At 70.8% G+C, this 17,005-nt stretch carries 13 protein-coding genes; 8 read left to right on the top strand and 5 right to left on the bottom strand.

Annotated elements, in window-relative coordinates:
- The first annotated feature begins 185 nt into the window (after positions 1–185).
- Positions 186–3,125 (top strand): COR domain-containing protein, encoded by a 2,940-nt coding sequence (locus AMIS_RS19915; protein ID WP_014444162.1) that lies wholly within the window; start codon positions 186–188, stop codon positions 3,123–3,125.
- On the opposite strand, the gene AMIS_RS19910 is transcribed toward AMIS_RS19915, so the two are convergent.
- Positions 3,098–3,940: a LacI family DNA-binding transcriptional regulator gene (locus tag AMIS_RS19910; protein WP_014444161.1), complete on the bottom strand. Its 843-nt coding sequence runs from the start codon at positions 3,938–3,940 to the stop codon at positions 3,098–3,100. The genes AMIS_RS19915 and AMIS_RS19910 overlap by 28 nt on opposite strands.
- Before the next feature lies 1 nt (position 3,941).
- Entirely contained in the window at positions 3,942–6,365 is a 2,424-nt protein-coding gene (locus tag AMIS_RS19905) for a glycoside hydrolase family 2 protein (RefSeq protein WP_041831052.1), read from the bottom strand.
- A 104-nt stretch (positions 6,366–6,469) separates the two neighbouring features.
- Between AMIS_RS19905 and AMIS_RS19900 the strand changes: the two genes are divergently transcribed.
- The 4 genes from AMIS_RS19900 (at position 6,470) to AMIS_RS19885 (ending at position 10,702) form a co-directional block, all read left to right on the top strand.
- The gene (locus AMIS_RS19900) at positions 6,470–7,702 is read left to right on the top strand and encodes an ROK family transcriptional regulator (protein WP_014444159.1); all 1,233 of its coding nucleotides are present in this window, start codon (positions 6,470–6,472) and stop codon (positions 7,700–7,702) included.
- A gap of 74 nt (positions 7,703–7,776) precedes the next feature.
- Positions 7,777–8,337, top strand: a complete 561-nt coding sequence (locus AMIS_RS19895; RefSeq protein ID WP_014444158.1) for a hypothetical protein — start codon at positions 7,777–7,779, stop codon at positions 8,335–8,337.
- A 64-nt stretch (positions 8,338–8,401) separates the two neighbouring features.
- Positions 8,402–9,226, top strand: a complete 825-nt coding sequence (locus AMIS_RS19890) for a hypothetical protein (protein ID WP_014444157.1) — start codon at positions 8,402–8,404, stop codon at positions 9,224–9,226.
- Positions 9,227–9,343: 117 nt separating this feature from the next.
- Complete coding sequence (locus AMIS_RS19885) at positions 9,344–10,702, top strand: cellulase family glycosylhydrolase (protein ID WP_014444156.1); 1,359 nt, start codon at positions 9,344–9,346, stop codon at positions 10,700–10,702.
- A gap of 493 nt (positions 10,703–11,195) precedes the next feature.
- Here AMIS_RS19885 and AMIS_RS19880 read toward each other — a convergent pair whose 3' ends face one another.
- Entirely contained in the window at positions 11,196–11,957 is a 762-nt protein-coding gene (locus tag AMIS_RS19880) for an arginase family protein (RefSeq protein ID WP_014444155.1), read from the bottom strand.
- Positions 11,958–12,015: 58 nt separating this feature from the next.
- On the opposite strand from AMIS_RS19880, the gene AMIS_RS19875 reads away from it, so the two are divergent.
- From AMIS_RS19875 to AMIS_RS19865, 3 genes are read left to right on the top strand one after another with little or no spacing between them, the layout of a single operon-like run.
- Positions 12,016–12,498, top strand: a complete 483-nt coding sequence (locus tag AMIS_RS19875) for an alpha/beta fold hydrolase (protein WP_014444154.1) — start codon at positions 12,016–12,018, stop codon at positions 12,496–12,498.
- Positions 12,499–12,501: 3 nt separating this feature from the next.
- Positions 12,502–12,987, top strand: a complete 486-nt coding sequence (locus AMIS_RS19870) for a 2'-5' RNA ligase family protein (protein WP_014444153.1) — start codon at positions 12,502–12,504, stop codon at positions 12,985–12,987.
- Positions 12,974–14,356, top strand: coding sequence for a protein adenylyltransferase SelO (locus AMIS_RS19865; RefSeq protein WP_014444152.1), 1,383 nt, complete (start codon positions 12,974–12,976; stop codon positions 14,354–14,356). The genes AMIS_RS19870 and AMIS_RS19865 overlap by 14 nt, the downstream gene beginning before the upstream one ends.
- On the opposite strand, the gene AMIS_RS19860 is transcribed toward AMIS_RS19865, so the two are convergent.
- Together AMIS_RS19860 and AMIS_RS19855 are read right to left on the bottom strand one after the other, a co-directional pair.
- A complete protein-coding gene (locus tag AMIS_RS19860) occupies positions 14,332–15,543 on the bottom strand; it encodes an ROK family transcriptional regulator (RefSeq protein ID WP_014444151.1) in 1,212 nt (403 codons plus the stop codon). The two genes, AMIS_RS19865 and AMIS_RS19860, sit on opposite strands and share 25 nt — an antisense overlap.
- A gap of 166 nt (positions 15,544–15,709) precedes the next feature.
- On the bottom strand, positions 15,710–16,903 hold the full coding sequence (locus tag AMIS_RS19855) for a glycoside hydrolase family 6 protein (RefSeq protein WP_014444150.1): 1,194 nt from the start codon (positions 16,901–16,903) through the stop codon (positions 15,710–15,712).
- Between the last annotated feature and the right edge of the window lie 102 nt (positions 16,904–17,005).

The following is a 17,005-nucleotide window of genomic DNA, read 5'->3' as shown; positions in this document are numbered from 1 at the left end:
CCTCAGCCGTCCCCCGTGGGCGGCGAGGATCGTCTCCCGTTGATGTCGAGGACGCGATAGATCACGGTGCGCGTCGATCTTCCGGCGGCAGGACGTGTCGTCACCCTGCCTGCTGTACTTGTTCCGCCCGGCGCGGGCCTGAAGGATCGGAGGCCCACGACCCACCGAGCGTGAGGAATCGCAGCATGCCACGATCCGTCCTGGACCTCATCCACCAGGCTGCCGCGTTGGACCGCACCATGCTGTCGCTGGCAGGGACCAGGGAGACGGTGCTGCCGCCGGAGATCGGCCGGATCCGCCATCTGAAGTCCCTGGACATTCACAACAGCAGCATTCAGGCGCTCCCGCCGGAGATCGGCGAACTCTCCGATCTGGAGGGGATCAACGCGCACGAGAGCAGGCTGCGGACACTTCCTCCGGAGATCGGAAGGCTGCGGAAGCTCGAAAGGCTCGACGTGCAGGGCTGCCCCCTGGAGCAGCTTCCCGAGGAGTTGTGGGACTGCACGTCACTCCAGGTGCTGGCCCTCGGCGGGCGGTTCCGCCAGCTGCCGCCCGGCATCCAGAAGCTCGGCAACCTCACCCGGCTCGACATCGAGGCGAGCTGCCGGCTGGACTGGCTGCCCCGGGGTTTCTCGTCGCTGCCGAGGCTGACGGTTCTCACCCTGCCGCCGTCCGCGGACGGCACTCTGCCCCCACAGGTCTTCAAGCTCCCGAATCTGGCCCGGCTGACGGTGGTGGGAGGCGGCCCCTTGCACCTGTCCGCCGAGGTGGGTGATCTGACGCGGCTGCGGGAGCTCGACCTGACCGCCGTGGTGGTCACCGACCTCCCGACCGAGCTGGCCGATCTACCCCATTTGCACACCCTGCGGCTGCGCCCGCAGGCGCTCGCGGAGCCACTGGGAGATCTCTACAGCCGAGGGCTGCACGCGCTGATCTCCTATCTGCGCGACGAGGGCCGCGATGGCGTTCCGCTCTACGAGATCAAGGTGCTGCTCGTGGGCGAGGGCGAGGTCGGCAAGAGCTCGCTCGTCGACTCGTTCCAGGGCCGACCGTTCATCACTGGCCGGCCAACCACCCACGGCATCGAACTGAGCACTCTGCAGCTTCCCCATCCGGAGCTCCCGGACGTCGACATCACCCTGCGGTTCTGGGACTTCGGAGGCCAGGAGGTCTACCGGATCACGCATCAGTTCTTCTTCTCCCGGCGGTCCCTGTACCTGCTCGTCTGGAAACCGCGGCAGGGCCAGGAGGAGAACGCGATCGAGTTCTGGCTCCGGCTGATCCGGCTTCGGCTCGGCCGCGACGCGCAGGTCATGATCGTGGCGACCCACGGCGACGAGCGGCAGCCCGAGATTGACCTGCCGCACCTGCGGGCGAAGTTCGCGCCGTCCCTGATCGGGCAGTGGGTGGTCGACAACTCCTCCGGCTCCGGCATGCCGGACATCCTGCGCGAGCTGGCGCTGCAGGCCTCCCGATACCCGCAGATGGGGCGCCGGCTGAGCAAACGCTGGGTGGCGGTACGGGACAGCCTCGCGTTCCTCGACGAACCGCAGATCCCCTACCGCCGCTACCACGAGATCTGCCAGGAGCACAGTCTCGACGCGGAAGCCGAACGGACTCTGATCGAGCTTCTGCACGACCTCGGGAACGTCGTGCACTTCTCGGAGATCGACGGGCTCCGCGACATCATCGTGCTGCAGCCGGAGTGGCTGACCAAGGCCATCGGGTACGTGCTGGAGGACCGCCGGACCCGCGCCGACGGCGGAGTTCTCGACCATGCCCGGCTGCGCGAGATCTGGCAGTCACCCGACCCGTCCCGTGAGCAGTACCCCGCCGAGCATCACCCGTACTTCCTCCGGCTGATGGAGAAGTTCGACGTCTCCTATCGGCTCCCGGACTCGGACAAGAGCCTGGTCGCGCAGCTGGTGCCGTACGAGCGGCCCGAGCTGAAGTGGCGAACCACACCGCTGGTGCCCGGCGGGACCAGCGAGGTGAGCCTGATCTGTGAACTCGCCGACGAGGTGCCCGGCCTGGTCGCCTGGCTCACCGTCCGCAACTTCCGGTTCTCCACCGGCTTCCACTGGCGCCGCGGCGTATTCCTGCGGCACAGCGCCTACAACCTGGAGGCGCTGATCGAGCTGATCGACGACAAACGCCTGTCGCTGATCGTCAAAGGGCCGTCGCCGATCTACTTCTTCAGCATCATGCGGGACGCGATCGAGGATCTCCTGCGGAGCCGATGGCCAGGGCTGCGCTACCAGCTCCTCGTACCCTGTCCGAATTCGCTCAAGGGAGCGCCCTGCACCGGGACCTTCCCGCTGTCGACGCTGGACGGTCTGTTCCAGAACGGGCGGGAGGTGGTGACCTGCCACACCTGCCTGCGCGAAATGGCGCTCACCTCGGTGCTGATCGGCTTCCCGGACACCTACGAGTCCGGGCCGACCATCCTCAGCCGCCAGGAGCATCGCATCGACGCCCTGGCCCGCAGCATCTCGCAGGTCTCGGCCTCGGTGAGCCAGGTCGAGGAGATCGCAAGCGAGACCGCGCTCATGCTCCACACGGTACGGCGGATGCTCGCCACCGAGGTGGCGGACTGTCCGGCGTTGATCAGCATCGCGCCGATCAACCGGGCCCGGCTCAATCCCGCGCGCCTGCTCAGCCAGCGGTTCGTCCTCAGCCTGTGGTGCGAGTTCCCGGAGAGCCAGCATCGCTGCGACAACGGTGAATACCGCTTCGAGCAGACCCGTGAGTGGTTCGTCCGGGCCGAGCCCTACCTCGTGCGGCTGTCCACGATCCTGCGCATCATGCCGATGGCCGGCGCGATGGCGGGTCTGCTCGGTGTGGTCGATACCGGACGGACGAACGAGATGAAGCGGCTCAAGGCCGAAATCGATCTGATGGGAGCGACGGCGAACCTGCTGCCCGCGACTGCCGGCGAACACAAGACCCCGGCCGGTGTATCGGACGAGGTGAGCGGGTTCCGCGCGGTTCGCGAGCTGCTCCTTCAGCTGGATCCGGCCCGGCAGTTCGGCGGTCTGCGCCGGGTGGTCTCCGAGTCCGGCGACTTCCTCTGGATGTGCGCGGACCACTACCGGATCTACGACCCTGGGCTGCCCAAGCTCTGAGGCGGGGCCGTGGTGGCGCGGTGCCGCAGCCCGCTCGCCGGGCCGGCGTGGTCGCGCGGGGCGGCACCGGCGAGCAGCTCGGCGACCGCCCGGCCGAGGATGCGGCCGTGGGCGTGCGCGTTGGTGCTCAGGGCGGAGAGCGGCGGTGACGCCAGCTCGCAGAGCGGCGAGTCGTCGCCGGCCAGCAGGCTGACGCCGGTGATGCCGGCGCGGGACAGCTCCTGGGCGGCGGCGACCGCCATCACGTCGTTGTCGAAGATGACCGCGGTGGGCGGTGGGTCGGCGGCGAGCAGCGTGTGGATGCCACGGACACCCGATTCGGCGCCGTAGTCGCCTTCGGTCTCGATCACCCGTACCCCCGGATGGTGGTGCTCCGCCGCCGCGAGCGCGGCGGAACGCTCGGCGGTGTGCACCAGAGCCGGCGGGCCGGTGACGCGGCCGATCGTGCGGTGACCGAGGGCGATCAGGGCTTGGGCGGCTGCCGTCATGGCGGCCGCGTCCTCGGTGAGCACACGCGGGAAGCCGGGGTCGCCGCGGCCGGCCAGGACGGCGGGCAGGCCGAGGGTGGCGAGGCGCCGCGGGCGCACGTCGTCGTGGACCAGGTTGACGACGATGACCGCGGCGACGGTGTGGTCGGCCGACCAGCGGCGGTAGGTGTCGAGTTCCGCCTCGAGGTCGGGTGCCACCAGCAGCAACACGGTGACGCCCTGCGGCGCGAGGACCTCCTCCATACCGTCGATCAGCTCCAGGAAGAACGGCTCGACGCCGACCTGGGCGGCGCCGCCGGTGAGGAGCAGGCCGACCAGGCCGCCCATCTCAGCCGGCCAGGCTGTTCGCCGAGCGCAGCGCCGCGAGGAAGGCCGCGTCGTCGACCGTCGCGGTGGTCGTGACCGAAAATGTGTGGCTCTCCCCGGGCAGCAGATCGATCAGCATGTCGTCCACCGTCGCGTCGGGCGCCACCCGGTCGGCCAGAAGAGCGCCATCCCGCAGGTACGCGGTCGCGGTCACGGTCACCTCGTATCCGGTGCCGACGCGCCGCACGTCCATCGCCGGAGGCGCCGGGTCGAAGGCGAGGGAGTGGTCCTCGGCGAACAGATGGGTGGCGCGCAGGCCTCCGGCGTCGGCGACGAGGACCTCACGGGTCGGATCGGCGACCGCCAGCTCCCCGATCGGAATCAGTCTCACCCCGTGGGCGGGGACGTCCAGATCCGCCGTACGCTCACTAATGGTTTTTCCGTCAAAGCCGATTTGCCGGATTTGCGCGGCGGCATCCGTCCACGCCTCAGCGGTGTCATTGATCGCGACCAGCATCAACCCACCGTCCCGGGTCACGAACCCCAACGCCCGCGGCGCATACGCCGACCGCACCGCGTACCACGCCGGTTTCAGCCGCTCAGCCCCGTCGACCACCGCCCACGACGTCACCGGCCAGCAGTCGTTGAGCTGCCACAGGATGCTGCCCATGGTCCGCGGCGCGTGCGAGCGCAGATGCAGCACCGCATGCCGGGTGGCCCGCGCCTGGTTCAGCTGAGTCGCCCAGTGCCAGTCATCGAAATCGGACGGCACCCGCATGTGATGCGTCAGTCCCCGGTCCAGCTTGCCGTTGCCGTCCTCCGCCTTCTGGTGCAGCAGGAACGCCGGCGAGTCCTTGCGCAGGTCACCCGGTTCCAAGGTCTCGGTCAGCGTGGACCACGCCGGCGGCGCCTGCCAGCCGAACTCCGAGCAGAACCGGGGCACGAAACGGTCGTGGAACGTGTAGTCCTCGCGGTTCCAGGCCTCCCACTCGTGGCGGGTGCCGTGCCTGTCGTCGTTCGGGTGCGCGTCCTGGCCGGGGCTGGACGGGCTGCCCGGATGGTAGGGGCGGGTCGGGTCGAGCTCGGCCAGCAGCGCCGGGAAGTCCTCGTAGTAGTACCTCGCGCCCCAGGTCAGGCCGTTCAGGGCCGCCTTCCAGCCCCAGTCCTCGTACCCCCAGATGTTCTCGTTCCCGCCGTTCCACAGGATCAGCGACGGGTGCGGGGCGAGACGCGTCACGTTCTCCCGGGCCTCGGCGAGGATCTCGGAGCGGATCGGCTCCTCCTCGGCGTAGCCCGCGCACGCGAGCGGGAAGTCCTGCCAGACCAGGATGCCCCGGGCGTCGCAGACGTCGTAGAAGTCGTCGCTTTCCCAGATCCCGCCACCCCAGACCCGCAACAGGTTGGCGTTGGCGGCGGCGGCACGGTCCACCGCACGTTCCAATCGGGTACGGGTGATCCGCGTCAGCAGATGATCCTCCGGGATCCAGTTGAACCCGCGGACGAAGATCGGCTGATCGTTGACGACCAGGGTGAACGCGGTCCCGTGTTCGTCCGGCGACTCGTCCAGCCGCACGTCGCGGAACCCGACCTGGGAATCGTGGCGGTCCAGGGTGTCACCCTGGTGCAGCAGTTTCACGGTGATCGGCACGAGCGTCTGCTCACCGTATCCGGCGGGCCACCAGACCGGCGCGTCCGGCACGTCGATCTCGACGGTCGCGGTGGCCGGGCCGGTCCGCGGCAGCGGATGCCGGCGGCGGATGCCCTCCCCGACCAGCACCTCCAGGGCGAGGGTCGCGTCGGCCGGGCGCTCCACGTCGACGGCCACGCTCAGGTGCGTGCGGGTGGCCAGCGGACGGACCGCGGCGAGCCGGGCGACACTCCAGCGCTCCAGCCGCACCGGCTTCCAGATCCCGGCGGTCTGCAGGTCGGGACCCCAGTCCCAGCCGAACGAGCAGGCCATCTTCCGGACCGCGTTGAACGGATGAGGGTACGGCCGGGGCCGCTCACCGATCTCCTGCTGCACCTTTTCGGCGTAGTCGAGAGCGGGCTCGAACCGTACCGTGAGGGTCTGATCCTCCCCGGTCAGCAGGGTGCCCACGTCGAACCGGAAGCTTCGATGCATGTTCGCGGTCCGGCCCAGCTCCACGCCGTCCAGTTCGATCGACGCCACCGTGTCCAAGCCGTCGAAGACCAGCTCCACCCGCTCCCCCGGCTCGGCGGGCGCGGCGCGCAGGACCGTGTCGTACCGCCAGGAGGACCGATGGAACCAGGCGAGCGCCGCCTCGTTCTCGCCGAGGTAGGGGTCCGGGATCAGGCCCGCCGCCAGCAGGTCGGTGTGCACGGTGCCCGGCACGGTGGCCGGGACGGTGACGTCGGCGATCTCCGGTGGGACCGGGCCGCCGGTCGCTCGGACGGTCCACCCGTTGTGCAGCTCGGTCTTGCGCATGACCATATTCTTAAGCTGCTGAACTAAGCCCGTCAACGAAGGGGGCCGCGGTGGGACGAACGGCGCGTTCCGCCCAGGGGCCCGCGGAATCGGCTCAGGGGCCGGTGCGTTCTGCTCGAGGGCGGGCGCGGGAGGCGATCCTCGACGCGATCCGGGCCGCCGAGCCGCTGAGCCGGGTGGAGATCGCGGCGGCGACCGGGCTCACCGAGGCGTCGGTATCGATGACGGTGCGCCGCCTGCTCGACGAAGGCCTGGTCGTCGAGACCGGCCGCACCCCGACGGCCGGCAAGCCGCGCACCCTGCTGCGGCTCGACCCGGCGGCGCGGATCGCGGTCGGGGTCTACCTGGATGCGGGACGGGCGACGTTCGTGCTGACCGGCCAGACCGGCGGCATCATCTCCCGGTTGGCCCGCCCGCTGTCCTCGACTCCTTCCGGCGCGGCGGTCTCGGCGGTCTCGGCGGATGAGCTGGCTGCCGGGGTCGTCGTGCTGCTCGCCGGGTCTGGGGTGGATGCCGCACGGTGTGCCGGCATCGGCCTCGCCGGCTCCGGGTTGCCGGTCACCCTCGGCGGCGAGCTGTCCGCGGCCACCGGCATGAACGTGCTGGTCGAGAACGAGGCGACGGCCGCCGCGATCGGCGAATACTGGGTGGCCCGGCTCGGCCCGGAACGGTCCTTCGCCGCGCTCCACATGGGCAGCGGCATCGGCGCCGGCATCGTGGTGGGCGGTCAGGCGCTGCGAGGCGGGGAGTTCGGCCATTTCTGCGTACGCGTGGACGGCCCACCCTGCTGGTGCGGCGCCCGCGGCTGCCTCGAGGCGGTGGCCGGCCCCCGTGCCGTGGTGGCCGCCGCCAGCGCAAACCCGCAGGCAGCAGCCGAAGCCGAGCTACCTCTGTCGCCCGCCGCCGCGTCGCCGCACCCCGCCCCCGGGCCGCGCGGGTTCCCTCCCGGATCACGCCAGCCCGCCGGATCACGCCAGTCCGCCGGATCACCGCAGTCCGCCGGCTCACGCGGGGTTGCCGCCGACTTCGCGGCCGTGGCGCGTGCTGCCCGCGCGGGGGCGCCGGCCTGCCTCGCCCTGCTGGAGGAATCGGCGACCTACGTGGCAGCCGCCGCCGAATCCGTCGTCAACCTGCTCGACCTCGATCTCGTCGTGCTGACCGGGGCAGGCTTCGCGGCGGCGTCGTTCGTCTACGGCCCGGCGATCCAGCGCCGGATAGCCCCCGCCGACGCCCGAACCTGGCACCGCGCGGTAACCGTCACGGTCTCCCTGGCCGCCGCGACAGCCTCCGCGACCGGCGCCGCCGCCCTGGTCCTCCAGCCTCACCTGCGCCACTGACCCCACCCTCGCGTGTGGTTTCGGGCGCTCCGGCGGGGCACGCCGGGCCGGGCGGGCGTCTCTAGGATCGGCGCATGACATCGACGGGGAATGTGGTTAAACCGAGCGGCATGGTGACCGGCAGCCTGATCGCCATCTCGTTCGGGACCGTGTTCATCATGGTCAACAGCGGCGGACTGCCCACGCCGTGGCCGCTGATCATCCGGGTGGCCGGGGTGCTCGCCGCGGCGGTCCTGCTGGTGGCGCTGTTCCGGCAAGCGCGAACCCCCACGAAAGCAGGCGGCGCAGCGGACATCAACGGCTTCACCGACCGGCGGTACTGGATCATCGTCGCGGCCGAGGTGGTCGCGCTCTTCGGTGGCCTCTACCTGATCAACAGCGTGTGGGAGCGGCCCGAACTAGCGATCGCCTGGGTCGCCACCGTGGTCGGCCTGCACTTCTTCGGGCTGGCGTGGGCGTGGCGGCTGCCGCTCTTCCACGGTCTCGGCGCGGTGATGACGGCGCTCGGGCTGGCCGGGTTCATGATCGCGGCATCGGGCGGCTCGGATGCGACGATCGCGCTGGTCGCGGGTGTCGGCTCGGGGGTGGCTCTGCTGGGCACGGTGGTGGTCGCGCTCCGCCAGGCCGCCGGGTGACCAACTGGTCACGGATGGTCGCCGTCGGATAGCGTTCCGTCATCACCGTCCACGAAGGAACGTCATGACCGTCGTCGCTGTGCACGGCATCTGGAACCGCCAGTCCGGCGTCACCCCCGCCGAGGCGGCCGAGCTCCTCGCGGTGCGGTGGAGCGACAAGCTGGCCGCCGGGTACCGCGACGCCGGGCTGACCGATCCTGCGCCCCGGCTGGCGACGGCCTACTACGCGCACCTGCTCGACGACCAGTCACAGGGCGCCGACGATCTGGAGACGCTGACCCCCGCCGAGCAGGCCTGGGCGTGGGAGTGGATGCTGCAGGCGGGCGTTCCGGCCGAGGCCGCGCAGGGCCCGGTGACCTATCCGCTGCAGGAGGGCCTGGACTGGCTGGCCCGGCACTGGGACCCGGGCGCGCGGACGGTCGGCCGGATCATGACGGCGCTGCTGCGCGAGGTGTACGTCTATCTGACCCGCCCGGGCGTACGGGACCGGTGTCGTCAGATCGTCATGGACGCGATCGACGCGACCGGAGCGCGCGTCGTCGTGGCGCACTCGCTCGGGTCGGTGGTCGCGTACGAGGCGCTCTGCGCCCATCCGGACCGGAAGATCGATCTGCTGCTGACGCTCGGATCGCCACTCGGGCTGACCGGCGCGGTCTTCGACAGCCTGGTTCCGGAGCCGGTGGACGGGCGGGGCGTGCGGCCGGGCGGGGTGGGGCGCTGGGTCAACATCGCGGACCCGGGTGACCTGGTGGCGCTCCCCGCCGAACTGGGCGGGCGGTTCCCGGTCGACCTTCATGACACGGCCCACCTGGGGAAAGTGGACTTCCACACGCTCGGGGGCTATCTCTCCAGCGGCCTCACGGCGGCGGCGCTCCACCCGTACAGCTGATGGGGTGAGAATTTTAAATTACTTAAGAATGTCCGTTCAGGACGTTGACAGAGTTGGATGCGACGGCGCATCTTGGGAGCGCTCCCGGTAGTGAATCGTCCCCAGGAGGAATCCCCCATGAGATCGAAATGGTGGGGTGGCCTGGCCGCCCTGCTCTGCGGTGCGGCGGCCGTCCTCGTCGCCGCCCAGCCCGCCCAGGCCGCCACCGGCTTCAGCGTGTCGGGCACCACGATCGTCGACGCGAACGGCAAACCGTTCGTGATGCGCGGCGTCAACCATGCTCACACTTGGTATCCGTCACAGCTCAACTCGTCACTGTCCGGCATCAAGGCGCTCGGCGCCAACACGGTCCGCGTGGTCCTCGCGAGCGGCCAGCGCTGGACCAAGAACGAGGCGTCCGACGTCACCAACGTGATCAGTCAATGCAAGGCGAACCGGCTGATCTGCGTCCTCGAAGTGCACGACACCACGGGTTACGGCGAGCAGTCCGGCGCCGCAACCCTGGCACAGGCCGTCGATTACTGGATCTCCGTGAAGTCGGCGCTGGAGGGCCAGGAGTCCTACGTCATCCTGAACATCGGCAACGAGCCCTACGGCAACGGTAGCGCCGCGTCGAAATGGACCGCCGACACGAAGAGTGCGATCAGCCGCCTGCGCGCCGCCGGATTCCAGCACCAGATCATGGTCGACGCGCCGAACTGGGGTCAGGATTGGCAGTTCATCATGCGCGACAACGCCGCCTCGGTCTTCGCCGCCGACCCCAACCGCAACACCGTCTTCTCGATCCACATGTACGGGGTCTTCGACACGGCCGCCGAGATCACCGATTACCTGGGCCGGTTCCAGACCGCCGGCCTGCCGATCGTGGTCGGCGAGTTCGGCTTCGACCACTCCGACGGCAACCCCGACGAGGACACCATCCTGGCCACCGCGCAGGCCCGCGGAATCGGCTATCTGGGCTGGTCGTGGAGCGGCAACGGGGGTGGCGTCGAATACCTCGACATGGTCACCGACTTCAACCCGTCGGCGCTGACCACGTGGGGCCAGCGGATCTTCAACGGCGCGAACGGCATCAAGGCGACCGCGGTCGAGGCGTCCGTCTTCGGCGGCCAGCAGCCGTCGTCGCCCCCGCCGTCCTCGTCGTCCCCCTCGCCCTCCACGTCGCCGTCCACCCCTGCTGGTTCGTGCACCGCCACCTACACGATCAACAACTCGTGGCCGGGCGGTTTCCAGGGCACCGTGACGGTCAAGGCCGGCGCGGCGCCGATCAGCGGCTGGACCGTCAGCTGGACCTGGCCGAACGCCCAGCGGTTCACCAACTCCTGGAACGCCACGGTGACCACCTCCGGGGAGACGGTCACGGCTCGTAACGCGGCCTACAACGGCTCACTGGCCGCCGGCGCGTCGACGAGCTGGGGTTTCACCGCCACTTCCGGCAGCACCAACACACCCCCCACCCCCATCAACTGCGCATAACCATCGGGTACGGGCGGGGCCGCGCTCACGGCCCCGCCCGTAGCCACAGCCGAACCGAAAGCGACGAGCTCCGCCACGCGTCGGCACGTCAGCCAAGCGCCGCAGCGAGTCAGCCGTAGCTGGCACCGGCTAAAACCGCGCTTGACCTGCCTGAACTACGGCCCGCTCACCCCAGCCGTAGCCGAAGCAGGTCAAAACCGCGATTGACCAGCCTGAACTACGGCCCGCCCACCCCAGCCGTAGCCGAAGCAGGTCAAAACCGCGCTCAACCAGCCTGAACTACGGCTCGGCTCGGCCGTGGGCCCGATCGTGGAACCCCGCACGGCGACGACACTCCCAACCAGCCGGACCGGCTGGCGCTCAGTGCAGCGGCGACAACACTGGGGACCAGCCGGACCGGCTGGCGGCCAGTGCGGTGGAGGCGACACTGTGGACCGGCTGGACCGGCTGGACCGGCTGGACCGGCTGGACCGGCTGGTCGGCAGGGCTGCGACTACGCCGTGAGCAGGGCCCGCATCGCGGCGACCAGCTGCTCCCGCGACCTAGCCTGGTCCCCGACCGCCGGCCACCACGGGCATGCCACGTCGAAAGCCACCACCCGCCCCGTAGCAAAGACGCGCCGGCACGCCGACAGAACGGCCTCCGCGGAGGGACCACCATCGGCGGGGAACCGGAAACCCGGGAACTCCCCAGCATCGATCACGTCCAGGTCCACGTGCAGGACCAGCGGTCCCGCCGGGACCGTCTCCGGGGCGACCTCGGACACCGGGATGCGACGCGTCGGGCTGACCGCCAGATAATCCGCCTCCGCCGGGTCCAGATCCCGGCCGTCGACCAGCACGGCGCGCTCCGGCGCCACCGGCCGCAACCCGATCAGATCGGCATAGAGTTCCCGGTGGGCGCCCGTGACGACCCGTAACGACAACCCGCCCAGATAACCGGAACCGGTCGTCTCCAGCGTGTGCACGTCGCCGTGCGCGTCGAACCAGATCACCGCCGGGTCCACACCGGCCTGCTGCACGCCCGCGACCGTGGCCCCCGCGACCAGGCAGTCACCCGAGAACACCACCGGCACCTGACCGGAAGCGACCACCGGCGCCACCGCGGCGGCCGCGGCCCGGCCCACCACGGCGTTGCGCTGCCACTGGTCCCCCACCCCGCCGGCCGGCACGTGGACGATGTGGTCGGCCCGGACCGGGATGTCGTCGTCGGCGAGCCGCTCGTCGTGGTGGTACGGCACCAGGATCGTCGTCATCCCGCGAGGCTACGCGCCGCACGGCCGAGCGGAGCGCGTCGGCGATAGTGTGGGCCGTGTGGCCACATTCGTACTGATTCACGGTGCCGGTGACGTCGGGTGGTACTGGCATCTCGTGGAGGCGGAGCTGCGGGCGCGCGGCCATCGCACCGTCGCGCCGGATCTGCCGTGCGACGACGACACGGCGGGCCTCCCGGAGTACGCGAACACCGTGGTCACCGCCGTGGAGAAGACAGCACGGACGGGCGCCCTGGTCATCGCCGGGCAGTCCCTCGGCGGCTTCGTCGTGCCGCTCGTCGCTGACCGGGCCCAATCCGAGGTACGCCTGAGCGAACCGTCCCCGTTGCGGGCCTGGCCGGACGTCCCGACCCGGGTGCTGCTCTGCCGGGATGACCGGCTGCTGCCACCGGCGTTCGTGCGGCGCGTCGCCCGGGAGCGGCTCGGCGTCGTCCCGGACGAGATCCCCGGCGGCCACACCCCGGCGCTGAGCCGTCCCCGGGAGCTCGCCGAGCGGCTGGAAGCCTACGCGGTCGAGGGCTGACCCGTGCAGACCGTGGAGCTGCTGCTCGACCCGGAGCTGGACCGCGCGGTGCGGGGCCTGTGGGACGAGCTGCACGCGGCGGGACTGCGCAGCCTGGCGACGCACACCCATCCGACCAACCGGCCGCACGTGACGCTCGCGACCACTGATGCCGTGGACGGGGCGCCGGAGCTGGGGCTGCCTGTCCCCGTACGGATCGGACCCGCTTTTGTTCTTGGTCGTGCTGCGGTTCTGGCGGTGGAGTCGGCGGAGTTGCGAGCGGTGCAGGCGCGGGTCTGGGCGGCGCTCGGCGAGCCCACGGCGATGTATGCGCCGCAGAACTGGGTCCCGCACGTCAGCCTGGCCCTGAAGATGCCCGCTGATCAGCATGAACGGGCGCTCGCGCTGCTCGCCCGCCGGCCGCGGCTCGGCGGGGCCTGCGTGGCGGCGCGCAGCTACGACAGCGAATCCCGGCGAGTACGGTTGCTGGGTGGAGATGCCCTCGTTTGACAGCCGGTTCGCCCGTGAGCTGCCGGAGATGGCGGTGCCGTGGCAGGGCCTGGATTCGCCCGGCGCGGCGATGCTCGTGCTGGACGAGCGGCTCGCCGCCGAGCTGGGCTTCGACCCGGAGTGGCTGCGCGGGCCGGCCGGTCTGCGGCTGCTCGCCGGGACCGAGGCGCCGCCGGGGGTCACGACGGTGGCGCAGGCCTATGCGGGTCACCAGTTCGGCGGCTATTCGCCCCGGCTCGGTGACGGGCGGGCGCTGCTGATCGGCGAGTTCACCGGGCCCGACGGCGTGCTGCGTGACCTGCATCTGAAAGGTTCGGGCCGCACGCCGTTCGCGCGCGGCGGTGACGGGTTCGCGGCGGTCGGGCCGATGCTGCGGGAGTTCGTCGTCAGCCGCGCCATGCACCCGCTCGGCATTCCCACCACCCGCTCACTCGCGGTGATCACGACGGGCCGTCAGGTGCGCCGGGAGGAGAACCTGCCGGGCGCGGTGCTGGCCCGGGTCGCGGCAAGTCACCTGCGGGTCGGCAGTTTTCAGTACGCGCGGGCGACCGGCGACCTGGGCCTGCTGAAACGGCTGGCCGACCACGCGATCGACAGGCATCATCCGGCGGCGCGGGAGGCCGACCGGCCGTACCTCGCGCTGTTCTCCTCGGTCCTGACCGTGCAGGCCGAGCTGGTCGCGCGGTGGATGCTCGTCGGTTTCATCCACGGCGTGATGAACACCGACAACATGACGATCTCCGGCGAGACCATCGACTACGGTCCGTGCGCCTTCTTGGACGTGTTCGACCCGGCGACGGTGTTCAGCTCGATCGACACCGGGGGCCGCTATGCGTACGGGAACCAGCCGCCCGTGGCGCACTGGAACCTGGCCCGGCTGGCCGAGTCGCTGCTGCCCCTTTTCGACGACGACCAGGACAAGGCCGTCGCGCTCGCGACCGAGGCGCTCGGCGCGTTCGGCCCCGCCTACGACGCGGCCTGGACCGGCGGCATGCGCGCCAAGCTGGGGCTTTCCCCCACAACCACCGACGATGAGGTACGGGGTCTGGCGCAGGCTCTCCTGACCCACCTGCGGGACCGGCGGCTCGACTACACGTCGGCGTTCCGTGACCTCGGCGCGACGGTGACCGATCAGGACTGGCTGGCCCGCTGGCGGTCCTACGAGCCGGACACCGAGGCGGCGAAACGGGTGAACCCGATCTACATCCCGCGCAATCACCTGGTCGAGGAGGCGCTCGCCGGCGGAGACCTGGAGACGCTGCTGGACGCGGTGAGCGACCCGTTCACCGAGCGGCCCGGCCTGGAGCGGTACGCGGAGCCCGCGCCGGAGAGCTTCGGCGCGTGCTACCAGACGTTCTGCGGGACCTGATCGGGTGAGCCGGCGGGCAGCCAGATCTCCAGGTTCGCCGGGGAGAACACCTCGTCGAGCGCCAGGTGCGCCGTCCCCGTCACACCGGAGACCTCCTCGGGCAGCGTCGCGACCTCGATCCGCAGGTCACGGGTGGCCAGCGGGAGCGCCCGCTTGTGGATGGCCTCACGGATCGCGCCGAGCACGTGGTCGCGCGCCGGGGCGAGGCTGCCGCCGAGGATCAGCCGGTTCGGGTTGTAGAAGCTGACGAGCGTGGCGAGCGTGCCCCCGAGCAGCGCGGACGTGCGGTGCAGCAGGTCCCGGGCGGCGGTGTCGCCGTTCTCTGCCGCCTCGACCACGTGATGCGGGCGCAGGCCGGGGATCGCGGCGAGCCGCGGGCTGCGCAACCGTCCCTCGCGAACCAGCGCCGCTCCCCCGGCGACCGCCTCGAGGCAGCCGATGTTGCCGCACCGGCAGATGATCGCGCCGCCCTCCGGGATGGCGACGTGGCCGATGTCGCCGGCCGAGCCGTTCGCGCCCCGGTAGAGCCGGCCGTCCATCACGATCGCCGCGCCGATGCCGAGGCCGGCCCGCACGTAGAGCATGTGCCCGGCCGGTTCTCCTCCGGCGTGCAGCTCGCCGAGCGCCATCAGGTTCACGTCGTTGTCGACCCAGACCGGCGCCCCGAACCGGGCCCGTAGCCGCCGCCGGATCGGGTACCGGTCCCAGCCCGGCATGATCGGCGGCACGATCGGCAGCCCGGTGCGAAATTCGACAGGCCCGGGTACGCCCACGCCCACCGCCCACACCGGAATGCGCCGCGGCTCCAGCAGTTCGGCGGCGAGGCTTTCGGCCAGGGAGAGCACGGCTTTCGGGCCGGCGGCGACGTCGATGGCGCGCTGCCGGCTGGCGAGCATCCGGCCGGTCAGGTCGGCGACGCCGACGATCAGGCCGGTGGCGCCGACGTCGATGCCGAGGACCACGCCCCGGCCGGCGCACAGTCGCAGGCGGCGGGGCGCCCGGCCGCCGGACGAGGGGCCGAAGCCGGCGCCTTCGACCAGGCCGGCGGCCTCCAGCTCGGCGACCCGTTGCGCGACGACGGAACGGCCGAGGCCGACGCGCTCCACGAGCAGCGGCTGGGTGATGCCGGCGCCGGCGCGCACGGCGGCGAGGATGGCGGCTAAGCCGTTGATCCGGTCGCTGACCACACGGGTAGGTTAATCGACTTTCTCCGATGAACGGAAGAAGCCGTCCGGCGACCACCCACCGGTAGCGATGGTCGCCGGACGGCCCGGACCCGGCAGCGAGGTCGCGCGGACTCTCGGGGACGGGGTTGGTGCGGTTGAGGGCGGGGTCGCCCGTACCGGATGGGGGTCAGGCCGCGGCGCAGGTGAGCGTGGGTGTGGTGGCGGCGCCGTTGGCGAGGAAGCCGAATTGGGCGGTGGCTCGTGGTGCCAGGGCGCCGTTCCAGGAGACGTTGCGGACGGTGACGGTGGAGCCGGTTGCGGAGAGTGTTCCGTTCCAGGCCTGGGTGATGGTTTGGCCGGCGCTCAGCGGCCAGGAGACGGACCAGCCGGAGAGGGCTGCGGTGCCCGCGGTGACGGTGACCTCACCCTGGAAGCCGCCCTGCCAGGAGCCGGTGACGCGGAACGTGGCGGAGCAGGCACCGGTCGGCTGGCTCGCCGACGGGCTGGCGGACGGGCTGCCCGACGGGCTCGAAGACGGGCTTGACGAGGGGCTTGACGAGGGGTTCGACGGGGACGGTGAGGGCGGGTTGGTGGCGCTGCTCGCCAGGCTGTAGGCGAGGTCGGGCTGGAAGGAGCCGGCCGCGTAACGGCATCCGTCGGCCTCGCCCGGCGGCTTGACCCACAGGTATCCGTCGATGTTGTCGTCGCCGGTGGCCACCGTCGGGTAACGGCCGATCCGGCGGTCGGTGTTGTCGTCGCCGCACCAGTCGCCGCTCGCGCCGCCGTTACGGCTCGTGTCGATCACCTGGCGCTTGCCGGACACGCCCTGCGCGGAGAGTGAGCTGATGATCGAGCGCCCGTAGGACGCCTCGCCGCTCGTCGGGTTGAAGTTGGAGACGTTGGTGTAGAAGCCGTCGGCGTCGGCGATGCCGGCCGCGATCAGGCGGCGGGCCTGCTCGGCGGCGCTGTTCCAGGTGGAGTGCCCGGCGTCGAGGTAGATCTTGGAACTCGGGTTGCCCGACTTCAGGGTGCGGACCGCGGTGTGCAGCGCCTGGTTGCGGGCGGCCAGGTCGGCGCCGCTGAGGCAGGTCTGCAGGGCGATCGAGTCCGGCTCCAGGATGATCACGACGGTCCGGTTGCCGAGACCTCCGGCCAGATTGGAGATCCAGGTCTGGTACTGCGTCAGGTCGGGGGCGCCGCCGGAGCTGGCGCCGCCGCAGTCGCGGTTCGTGATGCCGTAAACGGTCAGAACCGGAATCTGCCCGGCCGCATTCGCCGCACCGACATATCCGGAAACTTCGGATCTGATCGTGGATTGATTGAAGTTCGACAGCCAATGGGACGCCGGCTGGCTCGCGATCCGGTCGCGAATGACGGGCATTCGGGAGTCCGCGGGATTAGCGGCCACCCATCGGGAAACTGACGTGTCCGGTTCACGATATAGCGAACCACTGATGGTTCCGGCGGACGCGTTCCCGGCGAA

Origin of the sequence: Actinoplanes missouriensis 431, from assembly GCF_000284295.1 — a bacterium.
In the GTDB taxonomy this organism is placed as follows: domain Bacteria; phylum Actinomycetota; class Actinomycetes; order Mycobacteriales; family Micromonosporaceae; genus Actinoplanes; species Actinoplanes missouriensis.
The sequence above is the reverse complement of the archived record's forward strand: the minus strand, read 5'-3'. Positions and strand labels throughout refer to the sequence as shown.

Bases quoted from the DNA above. Each gene is read 5' to 3' on its own strand.
- AMIS_RS19915 (WP_014444162.1), top strand. From the start codon at position 186: ATGCCACGATCCGTCCTGGACCTCATCCACCAGGCTGCCGCGTTGGAC.
- AMIS_RS19910 (WP_014444161.1), bottom strand. From the start codon at position 3,940: ATGGGCGGCCTGGTCGGCCTGCTCCTCACCGGCGGCGCCGCCCAGGTC.
- AMIS_RS19905 (WP_041831052.1), bottom strand. From the start codon at position 6,365: ATGCGCAAGACCGAGCTGCACAACGGGTGGACCGTCCGAGCGACCGGC.
- AMIS_RS19895 (WP_014444158.1), top strand. From the start codon at position 7,777: ATGACATCGACGGGGAATGTGGTTAAACCGAGCGGCATGGTGACCGGC.
- AMIS_RS19890 (WP_014444157.1), top strand. From the start codon at position 8,402: ATGACCGTCGTCGCTGTGCACGGCATCTGGAACCGCCAGTCCGGCGTC.
- AMIS_RS19885 (WP_014444156.1), top strand. From the start codon at position 9,344: ATGAGATCGAAATGGTGGGGTGGCCTGGCCGCCCTGCTCTGCGGTGCG.
- AMIS_RS19880 (WP_014444155.1), bottom strand. From the start codon at position 11,957: ATGACGACGATCCTGGTGCCGTACCACCACGACGAGCGGCTCGCCGAC.
- AMIS_RS19865 (WP_014444152.1), top strand. From the start codon at position 12,974: ATGCCCTCGTTTGACAGCCGGTTCGCCCGTGAGCTGCCGGAGATGGCG.
- AMIS_RS19855 (WP_014444150.1), bottom strand. From the start codon at position 16,903: ATGCCCGTCATTCGCGACCGGATCGCGAGCCAGCCGGCGTCCCATTGG.